Source organism: Shewanella sp. 30m-14, assembly GCF_052977125.1.
The window spans coordinates 80,307-91,744 of sequence record NZ_JBRILW010000004.1 but is presented as its reverse complement, the minus strand read 5'-3'; the positions used below and the strand labels follow the sequence as shown (position 1 = coordinate 91,744).

Annotated in this window: 12 protein-coding genes and 1 pseudogene; 7 read left to right on the top strand and 6 right to left on the bottom strand. The window is 43.6% G+C overall.

Annotation, left to right across the window (positions count from 1 at the left end; genetic code table 11):
- Positions 1–148 precede the first annotated feature (148 nt).
- Positions 149–346, top strand: coding sequence for a hypothetical protein (locus ACVBIU_RS04430; protein WP_439267985.1), 198 nt, complete (start codon positions 149–151; stop codon positions 344–346).
- Here the strand turns inward: ACVBIU_RS04430 and ACVBIU_RS04425 are convergent.
- From ACVBIU_RS04425 to ACVBIU_RS04410, 4 genes and pseudogenes are all read right to left on the bottom strand, one after another.
- Positions 343–1,527, bottom strand: a complete 1,185-nt coding sequence (locus ACVBIU_RS04425; protein WP_447163178.1) for a GGDEF domain-containing protein — start codon at positions 1,525–1,527, stop codon at positions 343–345. The two genes, ACVBIU_RS04430 and ACVBIU_RS04425, sit on opposite strands and share 4 nt — an antisense overlap.
- Before the next feature lie 165 nt (positions 1,528–1,692).
- A pseudogene (ahpF, locus tag ACVBIU_RS04420) lies at positions 1,693–3,267 on the bottom strand (alkyl hydroperoxide reductase subunit F); the annotation flags it as partial.
- 353 nt (positions 3,268–3,620) lie between these two features.
- Positions 3,621–4,190, bottom strand: coding sequence for an alkyl hydroperoxide reductase subunit C (gene ahpC / locus ACVBIU_RS04415; protein WP_447162195.1), 570 nt, complete (start codon positions 4,188–4,190; stop codon positions 3,621–3,623).
- Between the two features lie 395 nt (positions 4,191–4,585).
- Positions 4,586–5,329 carry a spermidine synthase gene (locus ACVBIU_RS04410; protein ID WP_447163177.1) on the bottom strand — a complete coding sequence of 248 codons (744 nt, stop codon included), beginning with the start codon at positions 5,327–5,329 and terminating at the stop codon, positions 4,586–4,588.
- Between the two features lie 311 nt (positions 5,330–5,640).
- Between ACVBIU_RS04410 and ACVBIU_RS04405 the strand changes: the two genes are divergently transcribed.
- The gene (locus ACVBIU_RS04405; protein WP_447162197.1) at positions 5,641–6,165 is read left to right on the top strand and encodes a DUF3332 domain-containing protein; all 525 of its coding nucleotides are present in this window, start codon (positions 5,641–5,643) and stop codon (positions 6,163–6,165) included.
- 133 nt (positions 6,166–6,298) lie between these two features.
- Here the strand turns inward: ACVBIU_RS04405 and ACVBIU_RS04400 are convergent, their stop codons facing one another.
- Both ACVBIU_RS04400 and ACVBIU_RS04395 read right to left on the bottom strand, forming a co-directional pair.
- Complete coding sequence (locus tag ACVBIU_RS04400) at positions 6,299–7,036, bottom strand: dienelactone hydrolase family protein (protein WP_447163176.1); 738 nt, start codon at positions 7,034–7,036, stop codon at positions 6,299–6,301.
- 60 nt (positions 7,037–7,096) lie between these two features.
- Positions 7,097–8,086, bottom strand: coding sequence for a 2-hydroxyacid dehydrogenase (locus tag ACVBIU_RS04395; RefSeq protein WP_447163175.1), 990 nt, complete (start codon positions 8,084–8,086; stop codon positions 7,097–7,099).
- A 574-nt stretch (positions 8,087–8,660) separates the two neighbouring features.
- On the opposite strand from ACVBIU_RS04395, the gene ACVBIU_RS04390 reads away from it, so the two are divergent.
- The 5 genes from ACVBIU_RS04390 to asnC all read left to right on the top strand — a co-directional run bounded on the left by ACVBIU_RS04390 (position 8,661) and on the right by asnC (position 11,378).
- On the top strand, positions 8,661–9,071 hold the full coding sequence (locus tag ACVBIU_RS04390) for a hypothetical protein (protein WP_447160978.1): 411 nt from the start codon (positions 8,661–8,663) through the stop codon (positions 9,069–9,071).
- Positions 9,046–9,594, top strand: coding sequence for a class I SAM-dependent methyltransferase (locus ACVBIU_RS04385; protein ID WP_447163174.1), 549 nt, complete (start codon positions 9,046–9,048; stop codon positions 9,592–9,594). Before ACVBIU_RS04390 ends, ACVBIU_RS04385 begins: the two co-directional genes overlap by 26 nt.
- A gap of 23 nt (positions 9,595–9,617) precedes the next feature.
- The gene (locus ACVBIU_RS04380; RefSeq protein WP_447160976.1) at positions 9,618–9,908 is read left to right on the top strand and encodes a hypothetical protein; all 291 of its coding nucleotides are present in this window, start codon (positions 9,618–9,620) and stop codon (positions 9,906–9,908) included.
- A 148-nt stretch (positions 9,909–10,056) separates the two neighbouring features.
- Positions 10,057–10,734, top strand: coding sequence for a bifunctional tRNA pseudouridine(32) synthase/23S rRNA pseudouridine(746) synthase RluA (gene rluA, locus ACVBIU_RS04375; protein WP_447160975.1), 678 nt, complete (start codon positions 10,057–10,059; stop codon positions 10,732–10,734).
- Between the two features lie 182 nt (positions 10,735–10,916).
- A complete protein-coding gene (gene asnC, locus ACVBIU_RS04370) occupies positions 10,917–11,378 on the top strand; it encodes a transcriptional regulator AsnC (RefSeq protein WP_447160974.1) in 462 nt (153 codons plus the stop codon).
- The last annotated feature ends 60 nt before the right edge of the window (positions 11,379–11,438 follow it).

Below are 11,438 nucleotides of genomic sequence, written 5' to 3'. Positions count from 1 at the left end.
TGCTTTTCCTAGGACCTAGAACCTGTTTTCCTAGAACCTTCTTTTCCGCCTTAGCTTTAAAACCGATACACTCTGTAACACGACTGACCTTAAGTCTTTAAAGTGCGCGCCGATAACCAAATAACATTCTTAATTAATCGAGCTACATATGGCAGTTACTATTTCTAGTGCGAATCTTCAACCTAACATGAGCCATGGCGATGTTGGCGTTAAAGTCGCGCAAATGGCTAAAGACCAACAAAAAATTGAAGGTGATATCGCATTAAGTTTGATCAATGCCGCGATACCCGATACCCCACAAGCGCCTGTCGGTAACACTGGCCACAATATCAATACTACGGCCTAACTCGCTTCATTTAGTGATTCTCGGCTCTGGTTACCACTGTCGATGGATTCATATATACCCACCTTTAGATCAGTTGGGTATAAGTACCTATCTCGTCCCGCTGACTTTGCTTGATATAACAAGCGGTCAGCTACCTGTAACAATTCAGCGGCCTCCATAGATATTTGCCACTGCGCCACACCTTGAGAAACGGTGACATATTTTGAGGCTGTAGAACTCGGATGCACGAGTTTAGCTTCAGCTAATGCACGTTGGATCTTTGCAGCGACCTTTACCGCGCCAGTTAAATCCGTATCAGGTAGAGCCACCACAAATTCTTCACCGCCATAACGCGCCACGAGATCCCTCGGCCTTTCAAGCGCACAGTTCAATACCTTAGCAACGTTAATCAAATACTCATCGCCCACTTGATGACCAAGACTATCATTAAGCGGCTTAAAGAAATCCACATCGACCATGATAATGGATAACGGTTTGTCACTTCGAAGTGACGCTTTCATCTCTTGAGTTAACACCTCATCAAAGTGACGGCGATTACTGATATTGGTCAACCCATCAATCAAAGCTAAGTGCTTAAACTGCTGCATTAATTTCTTATTCTCGATATTACGGGTCACAGCTTTAAATAACCAACCAGAGATAATTTTCTGGCCTGATAAGATAATGCCAAAAAAACATAAAAACTTGGTGATGGGATAAACCAACACTTGCGAATATTGCAGTGAATGGTAGCTCGCACTAAAAATCAAAAATGGCAGAATAGTCAGTAGCATTGCATGGCGATGGGGAAATAAGGCTAACGCAAAAACCAGTACTAGAACGTCAGCTAATGACTCTATTCCCGGCATATTCTGTGCAGATAACAAGGCAAGATTGATGAGAACGTAACACCAGCCAATAGTTAAAAACGCTAGGTAGGCATATGTTTTATTTACGCTAATACGGCCAAGCCCTTTAAGCTTTACCGTAATAATCCCGATAAAAACAACAGCAAACAATGGCAGGGTTTTTAATTGGAGTAACTGAATGTCATCATAAAGGCTATCAAAATAATACGTATTGGCCAGCACCACAAATAACAGCGCACAACTGACGTAAGTCGCCCATAAAATACCGCGCTTTAAAATGGTAAACGTTTCTCTTTTTATCTGCGCGTGATATCGATGTGAATTCAGGGCCATTCTCCATTACTTATTACAGCTCTATGACTCATCCACTAAAAAAGCCAGCTTTTGCTGGCTTTATAGTAACGACTAATCGCTTTAGGCTGCAACATTATCGCTGCTAGAGTCATCAACTTTCTTATGTGTAGAGTCTTCAACTTTCTTATGTGTAGAGTCTTCAACTTTACCGGTATGAGAGTCATCAACATTATGACGAATTAGGTAATCAAATGCGCCTAGCGAAGCCGTTGCACCACTGCCCATGGCGATAATTATCTGTTTATAAGCGGAGTTAGTGACATCACCTGCGGCAAACACACCTGGCAATGACGTTTCACCTTTAGCATCGACAGTAATTTCACCGCGAGCTGTCATATCAATAGTGTCTTTTAACCATTCTGAGTTTGGCACTAAACCAATCTGAACAAATATGCCAGCAAGTTCAACATGATGCGACTCACCTGTTGCTCTATCGGTGTAGTTAAGGCCATTAACGCGCTTACCATCACCGGTCACTTCTGTGGTCATCGCCTGTGTAATAATCTCGATATTGCCCATCGATTTTGCTTTACGCTGCAATACATCATCGGCGCGTAAGCTTTTATCAAACTCAAGCACAGTAACGTGCTCAACGATATTGGCTAAATCGATTGCCGCTTCGATGCCAGAGTTACCACCGCCAATCACAGCAACACGCTTACCTTTAAACAGTGGGCCATCGCAATGTGGACAGTATGCCACGCCACTACCACGATACTCTTGCTCACCCGGTACGTTCATTTCACGCCAACGAGCACCCGTTGCTAATAAAATTGTTTTACTGCGCAGCACCGCGCCACTTTCAAGGGTTAACTCAAATAGCTCACCCGACTTTAAGCTCAAAGCGCGTTGGTTATCCATGATATCCACGTCATATTCATGCACGTGAGCTTCAAGATTAGCGACCAACTTTGGTCCTTCAGTCGCCTTAACCGAGATAAAGTTTTCAATACCTACCGTTTCAGCCACTTGACCACCAAACTTGTCGGCGACAATACCGGTACGTAAACCTTTACGCGCCGCATAAATGGCAGCCGATGCGCCAGCTGGGCCGCCCCCCACCACTAATACCTCAAACGGTTCTTTTTCATTTAACTGCTCGGCTTTTCTACCGGCAGCATTCACATCAAGCTTATTTAAGATCTCTACAGTACTAATGGCTCCCATAGAGAACTGCTCGCCATTAAGGTAAACAGAAGGTACGGCCATGATGTTACGTTCATTCACTTCATCCTGGAACAATGAACCATCAATCATCACGTTAGTAATGTTAGGGTTAATCGCCGCCATCATATTCAGTGCTTGCACTACTTCCGGGCATGTCTGGCAGCTTAGCGACACATAAGTCTCAAACTGATACTCGCCCGGCAGTTGACGAATTTGCTCAATCACATCGGCATCCAATTTTATTGGATGCCCGCCGCTGTGCAGTAAGGCAAGCACTAGTGATGTGAACTCATGCCCCATAGGCAGACCTGCAAAAGTAATTTGGCTGCCAATCCCTTGACCTAGATCCGGGTTAATCACCGACATTGACGGCGTGCGCTTACCCACTTGCTCAGTCACTGAAATAAGTGAAGATAGGCTATCAATATCTGCCGCTAAAGATTTAAGCTCTTGCGCTTTTGGGCTGTCATCAATAGATACAACCAGCTCAACTGGGTGCTTGAGGTTTTGCAAATAAGTGTTCAGTTGATTCTTGACGTTTGCATCTAACATGATGACTCCTAAATATTAAAAGCTAATCTGGTATAGGTGAGCAGGCAGCACTAGCCATAATGCGGTTTAGTGTTAACCAAAACAAAGAGTGCTCACAAAAAATAAAAAGTGGATACAGAAAATAAAAAGTAAAACAGTTATATAAATCGTACTAACTCATTAAAAATAAAAAAGTAAAAAAGGCTGTAGAAATAAGAGTTTGTTCAGCTTAGCTTGCAGGGGGGCACTAAGCTGAACAATGGAGAGAGCCTGGTGAAGATGGCTACCAAGCTAACCCGTTTGGGGACAAGCTAGCGAGGTAAACACCTTACTTTCAACTCAATCTAGATTTAGATTTAGATTTAGATTTAGATTTAAATCTTACCGACTAGGTCGATTGATGGTGCAAGTGTTGCTTCACCTGGCTGCCATGCTGCCGGACAAACTTCACCGTCGTGTGTTGCAACATATTGTGCAGCCTGAATTTTACGAACTAACTCTGCTGCGCTACGACCAATACCTAGGTCATGTACTTCAGCCACTTTAATCTCGCCTTCTGGGTTGATAACAAATGTGCCGCGTAGTGCTAGACCGTCTTCTTCAATCATCACACCAAAATTACGTGTGATAGTGCCTGTTGGGTCACCAATCATTGGATACTGGATCTTGTTGATGGTGTCTGAACTTGCATGCCATGCTTTGTGAGTGAAGTGAGTGTCAGTAGATACTGAGTAAACTTCAACGCCCATAGCCTGTAGCTTCTCGTAATGGTCAGCCATGTCGCCTAGTTCAGTTGGGCATACAAAGGTAAAGTCAGCTGGGTAGAAGAATACGACTGACCACTTACCTAATAGGTCTTGCTCTGTCACTGGGTGGAAGTCACCTTTGTGAAAAGCAGTTGCTGTGAATGGCTTGATTGTAGAGTTGATAATTGACTGATGCATGTAATGCTCCGTTTTATAATTAAAGTTGAAAATACTATTTCTTAAAATTCAACAAACTGAATGAGTGATGATGAGTCTTTTAACGCCAGTTCGTTTTCGATGGAAGAATAATAGCGGAGCCAATGAATTAATGATAACGGGTAAAAGCTATCATGCTAATCTGTTTTTCCGAACAAGATTAACAAGCCTGCGATATCAGGCTTTCGCCTGAAAAGTACGACGCATAAGTACGGTGCATAAGTACGATAAAAAATGGACTTAAAGGTTTTAAGTAAAAGAGGGCAAGCAAATTTGGATTTTGGCACAGAGAAGCTAAAAACTATAAGTAGAAAATAGACTCGCTAACACATCGATAAGTATTAGCGAGACTTTACTCTTACTCCCAGACTTTTACTTTACTCCCAAAGGTCGAAGCGGGTTAGCGATCTCGCCAACTGAAAATCAAGCTGCTGCGATAAGGACTGCGCCTTGGTCTTGAGTGCACTGGCGCTAATGTCGCGCTTGACCTTACCCGCAAACACCACCCAATTGCCACTGCCAGTTAGGCAAGCACGTACTTCTACAAAATGCATATTAAGGTAGGCAAGTAGCTCACGGTTTTGGCTATGCTCTTTCCAGCAATTGAGAACCAAGTAGCCATCGGCTTTAATTAAGGCCGCGCACTGGGCAATAAAGGCCTGTGACACCTGCGCGGCATCCACCCCTTCCGCGCTGTAGATATCAGCAAAAACAATATCCACCTTCTTATGATCGCTAGCCTCTAGAAATTGCTTGGCATCTTGATGAATGACTTTAAGCTTTTTACTCAGCGGCAACTGGAAATATCGCTTAGCCAGCGCTATCACGTCATCTCTTAACTCTACTGCCGTTAACTTAATACCCGCATCAAAGTGGCGCAGCGCATGAATAAGTCCACCACCACCGAGCCCAAGCACAATTGCACTTTTAGGTTGGCTATAGAGTAGAACCAGCAACATGGCTTGCACATAGGTGTGCTGCGGAATATGCGGAGTGGCCTTGAGCAATTTGCTTTGTTCGTCGTTATCGCCAAACGCGAGGATCCGTGTTTCCTTATCCTCTAATACAATAAGCGGACCATATTCGTCTTGGGTTTGGTGTAATACTTGATAATCTGACATGCGTTCTCCGATATTTGGAGCGCTATTATGCGTTAACTATTATGCGTTAAATAGTACTTTAATAAAATGGTGACGCTCTAGATGTAACAAGCGCTGATACCGCGCATAAGCAGCAACAATTAACCCACATTACCAGACAAAAAACAGCACAAAACCAAACTTAAAAACAAATACCACACCGAGCAAACAAGCACCGCAAAGATCAAGACAAACACTACAATTTACCAACCTGGATTTGCTAGCGCTGTCACATTTCATTTTTGGCTTATACATACAATCAGCGCCATTCTCAATTCAGTAATATTAAACCAATGAAAAAGACAATCTCTGCCGTCGCGCTAACGGCAATTCTAAGCACTCAACTTACCGGTTGTATGGGCCAAATGGGCCTAAGTGCTATGGTAACTAAAGCTAACCTTAGCGCGGTTGATAACCGTTATGGCCGTGCTGGTCTATTTATACTTATGAGCCCAATTTATGGCTTCGCTGCAACTGGCGATCTATTTATCCTTAACAGCATCGAGTTCTGGACGGGCACAAACCCTATCACTGGCCGTTCCCCAGCGGTAGTCGATATGCCAGTTGAAGCTATTTTCAAAGTGAACCAACACATTGATGGCGATCTAACTAGCGCCCCGCTAAAAAACATCAAGTTAACTAGCGCTTCAATGGTAGCGACTGATGACAATACTTTGGCCATGACATTGGTTTATGAAGATGGCAGCCAACAGGTAATGTCAGGTGTTAAGCAAGACGAGCATGTCGACTTCTACCTAGATAGCACTTTCATTGCTCGCGTGAGCACTGATGAGCTTGCTGCATACCAGCAAGGTTAATGATTAGTATTTACTCCGTGACATACAAAAGGGCCAGTAATACTGGCCCTTTTTTTATTCGCAGTCTTATTCTGGAATGTGATTACACCTTTTATTGTTAGCGTTTTATGCTTAGTGCTTTATTCTTAGTTCGTTACTTCAGCGTTCGCTGAAAAAACGCTACCGCTTGCAGATACATCTGAATCGCTAACGCTGGATCATACCTGTCACCCTCATCTCGCATAAAGGCATGCTGGGCGTTCACCTCCAGCCAGTTAAACTTAACCTCTTTGGCTTCAAGCTGCTCATAGAGAAGCTTTCGCCCCTGCGCAGAAACATGGGGATCTTGCTTACCAAACACCATCACCAACTCTGCAGCAATATCACCCGTACGGCTCAATGAATCATTACCTTTATCACAAGGCAAGGTGTTGGAGTGTATGTCTGTTGGGTACAAACAAAATGCCCCCTGAATATCTGGATTAAGCGCCGCGCGATAAGCAAGGTGGCCACCAATACAAACGCCCATGCTGCCGATATTGCTACTGCAAAAACTTAAGCTGCGAGCAAAGTCGACCAGGGCCTCGGTATCACTATCATGGTCTTCAAGGCGCTTAGCAAATTTGTCTGCATTGCCTTTATCTTTACCGATATCATCGTACTCAAGCACGGTACCGATAGGGTTTAGTTCATGAAACACTTCAGGCACGAGTACCACAAAGCCATGCCCAGCAAGAATCGCTGCAGCTCTTGCGATTGGGGCGGTTTGTTGAAATATCTCTGAGTAGAAAATAATACTGGCAAACTGCCCCTCACAATCGGGGCGATACAGGTAGGTTCGCATGATTCCTGTTGCGGTCGAGATATCATGAACTTCTTGAGTAATGATCATCGGCTTTCCTTGAGCGAGTCAGATAAATAAGTGCAATATCGATTACTTAACCTTTAAGCGTTAATACAACTCGTTAGGGCAATGTTCCCCTGCAAGTAACTGCTTAACATTACTTAAGGTTGTATGTGCAATTGCACCTAATGCTTCTTCGGTTAAAAATGCCTGGTGACCGGTAAATATCACATTGTGGCAGGCTGATAAGCGTCTAAATACGTCATCTTGAATGATTTCACTCGACTTATCTTCAAAGAAAAGCTCTTTCTCATTCTCGTATACGTCTAAACCGAGCGAACCCAGTTGTCCCGATTTCAGCGCTTCCATGGCATCGAGCGCATTAAGCAAACCACCACGGCTGGTGTTAATAACCATGACGCCGGGCTTCATTTTTGCAAAGCTACTCTCACTTAATAAATGGTGGTTCTCTTTTGTTAGCGGGCAATGCAGACTAATAACATCACAAATAGGATATAGCTGCTCAAGCGTTATGTACTCAACGCCTAAATCAATAACCGCTTGGTTAGGATAAGGGTCATGAGCTACCACTTTACAGCCAAAACCTTGCAATACTTTAATGGTCGCTAGGCCTATTTTACCCGTGCCAATCACGCCCACTGTGCGGCCGTGCATATTGAAGCCCACTAGGCCTTCTAAAGAAAAATTTGCATCTCGGGTACGCTGGTATGCTTTATGGATTTTACGATTAAGGGTTAGCATAAGTGCCACCGTGTGCTCTGCGACTGACTCAGGCGAGTAAGCGGGCACATTAACGACCTTCATCCCTAGGCGCTCTGCAGCCTGTAGGTCGACGTTATTAAAGCCTGCACAGCGCATAGCAATAATCTTTGTTCCGCCTTGAGCGAGTTCAACTAGCACTTCTTCACATAGGGAATCATTCACAAAGGCACAAACAACCTCAAAGCCTGCTGCTAATTTTACTGTTTGCATACAAAGACGATAATCGAAATATTCAATGCTGGCGCCGAATGCGGTATTGGTGCGGTCAAAATGCTGCATGTCGTAATGTTTGGCGCTAAAAAAGCCTATTTTCATTGTAGAAACCTTACCTTAGGAGGAGGGAAAACCAGAACAGTGTATACCAATCGGTATTATGATATTAGCAGATTTGTTTGAGGGCTATTACACGATACCTAAGCCAGTTGAAGATGCAGGATTCAGCGGGCATTTTCAAGTCGTTTGGGTATACACCTGATTGAAGATGGATGTCTTTGCGAGTAAATGATAAAAAAGCGAGAAAGAAAAAGTGATAAAGAAAAAGCGAGCTCCTGACAGCTCGCCTTTCCTGCTTGCTCTGAATTGATGGTAAGAAAAGGATACGTTCTCTTATCAATTCAGACCTTTTCTATTATTGACTGAGCATAAAAATATCAATAACAGCAAGGAGTAAGCTAATGAATATGAGATTATCATTAAGACTAAACAGGTATCGATATCTGCTTCACAAATTTATGACATCAGTACTTAATTGGACAGGATTTATACAGCCGTCCCCGCTAATTAACTTACATAACGTCATTAGTGTCTGAGCGTGTGATCCCTCAACACTTTTAAAATGGTTATTTCCTGATAAGATTTGCCACAATCAAACAGTATAAGACTCCTTAATATGGCCAGAAAAGAACTCACTGAAAAACAATTTATGATCCAACGTTTTTCTAAGACTGCACTACGTGCTTTACACATATTAGGGATCACTGGTGCAGGCGGTGGCATTTTGTTACATGTACCTCAAGAACAGTGGCAAATATATTGGATTATGGCCATGAGCACAGGCTCAGCCATGATGCTCTGGGAGATGGTGCGAGACTGGCGCTGGTTGATCCAGCTTAAAGGCGTTCTCACTATCGCCAAGCTTGGCTTGCTAGCACTGTTCATTCCTCTTGCCTCATATAAACCGGAACTGCTCATTTTTATCGTGTTACTATCTGTCGTCGTATCTCATGGCCCTGCAGGCTTGAGGCATTTTTCAGTTGTACACGGACGCAGAATTGATGGCAGAAAAGAAGTTAAAGGCTAATAGCGCAGAATTAATCACCCAGTTTGCTACTTTATCAGACTATCTAACACCCGCCTGCAAGGTGCTAGATCTTGCCTGCGGCAGTGGCCGTAATGGCCAGTGGTTTACCGATAGAAATTGCCAGGTTAGCTACCTTGATAAAGACCTGACAGGCCTTGATATTGCTCTGCCAGATAAAACCACTGTCATCGAACGACTCGAATGGAACCTCGAAGATGGCAGTGCTCCACTCCTCCCCCAAGCTCACTACGACATAATACTGGTATTCAATTACTTACACCGGCCTTTGCTTAACCAGATTATCGATAGCATTAAGCCTGGTGGTCTGATCATTTACGAGACGTTTACCGAGCAGCAGGCTCAAATTGGTCGACCTCGTAATCCTGACTTTCTACTTAAAGCGGGTGAATTAAAAGCAATATTTGCTAACTGGAGCTGCCTACATTACTCTGAAGATCTATTCGGAGAATTACTTAACGCCAGTTATAAAGCGCAAATTATTGCGCAAAAGCCGTTGGGATAAACAGGACTAATTAGAGGCACAATATGTTTCCATACCCAGAGCAGTATCGAATCGCACTCCCGCCGATAATCACAGGTTTAATGGTGGTATGGGCGCTTCTCAGTCGACTGGTATTTGGTGACGCCAGTGTTTTAAGCCTCTATCCACTGCTTGCTCTTTTTCCTATCGTAATCATTTTACACGGCTTACTCATTTGGGATGCCAGAAGCATGGGCCGCTTAGATCAATCCTTTTATGCGTTGATCCACTGTATATTGGCCTTTGTGGTTTGGACCTTTGCCATAATGCATGTCAACGGTAATGGATTTTCATAACGCTATTGCATCAGCTTTCAACTCTTTGCTAGGTCTGCATTGACGAATAACGATTGGTGTCGATTGTAGCCACAATTATCTTAAATCTGCTTGCATGAAGAACAGTCTAAGAGGTATCTTTGCCGCGCATTTTTAATAAGGTTCCATCATGACTGATTTCGTCTACTCACCTCCAACCACGCCCTGGCTTGAAATACTTTATCAAGATAAAGATATCATGGTAGTTAATAAGCCTTCAGGACTACTATCCGTTCCGGGACGAGATCCTGCTTACGCCGACAGTACCTATAACCGCGTACTTGCAGAGTTTCCTCATGCCAAAATAGTACACCGTTTGGATATGGCGACCTCAGGTGTCATCGTGGTGGCATTATTGCGCAGCGCTGAGTCTGAGCTAAAGCGTCAATTTAGAGACCGAGAAACCGAAAAAACCTATTATGCGCGTGTGGCTGGTTACGTTAAAGACACTCATGGCAGCGTTAATCTGCCGCTGATTTGTGACTGGCCTAATCGACCGAAACAAAAAGTCGACCATAAGGTAGGTAAGCCATCGCAGACCCATTATGAAGTGATCAGTCGTGGTAAACGCTCAACCTTGGTCAAGCTGACACCGATAACGGGTCGTTCACATCAGCTCCGCGTGCATATGATGGCCTTGGGTCATCCGATTTTAGGCGATAACTTTTATGCTGACCCATTAGCGAAAAGACTCGCACCGCGTTTACTGCTGCATGCTCAGTCACTCACGATTACCCATCCATATACTAAAGCAAGAATGACTTTCAGTTGCGATGTCCCCTTTATGGAAGCTAAGGGAGAGCAGTAGCCTTCTTAGCAACTAAGCTGAGCCTACTGAGCTGTTCCTACTGAACAGAATCAACTAAGCAGCACTATCTAACGATGCAAACAAGTGAGCCCCGTCACTGACTTATTTGATAAATTGGTAGAATATTCCTCAGAAAATACGTAGATTGTTTAACTAACCAATAAGCAATTGACGTATTTATTATGGAAACCCCATTTCAAAGAGACTCACTCGATAATCAAATCTTATCTGCATTAATGAAAGAAGCCAGAACCCCTTTCGCAGAGCTAGCTAAACGCTTCGGAGTGAGCGCTGGTACCATCCATGTGCGCGTCGAAAAAATGAAGCAAGCAGGGATCATCACAGGGGCACAGATCACCGTTAACCCTAAAGCGCTGGGTTACGACGTCTGCTGTTTTATCGGTATCAACTTAAAAAGTGCCGGTGACTACCCCGCAGCAATCTCCAAACTCAATGCCTTAGAAGAGGTGGTTGAAGCCTATTACACCACAGGTAATTACAGTGTATTTGTAAAGGTAATGTGCCAGTCTATTGATGGACTGCAGCATGTTCTGATTAATCGTATCCAATCAATCGATGAGATCCAATCTACTGAAACACTCATCAGTCTGCAAAACCCGATTGTACGGGCGGTTAAGCCTTAAAACTAATAAAAATAAGTTATAAGTTTTAGTCATTACACCTAAATGTATCGGAAAGAGTTA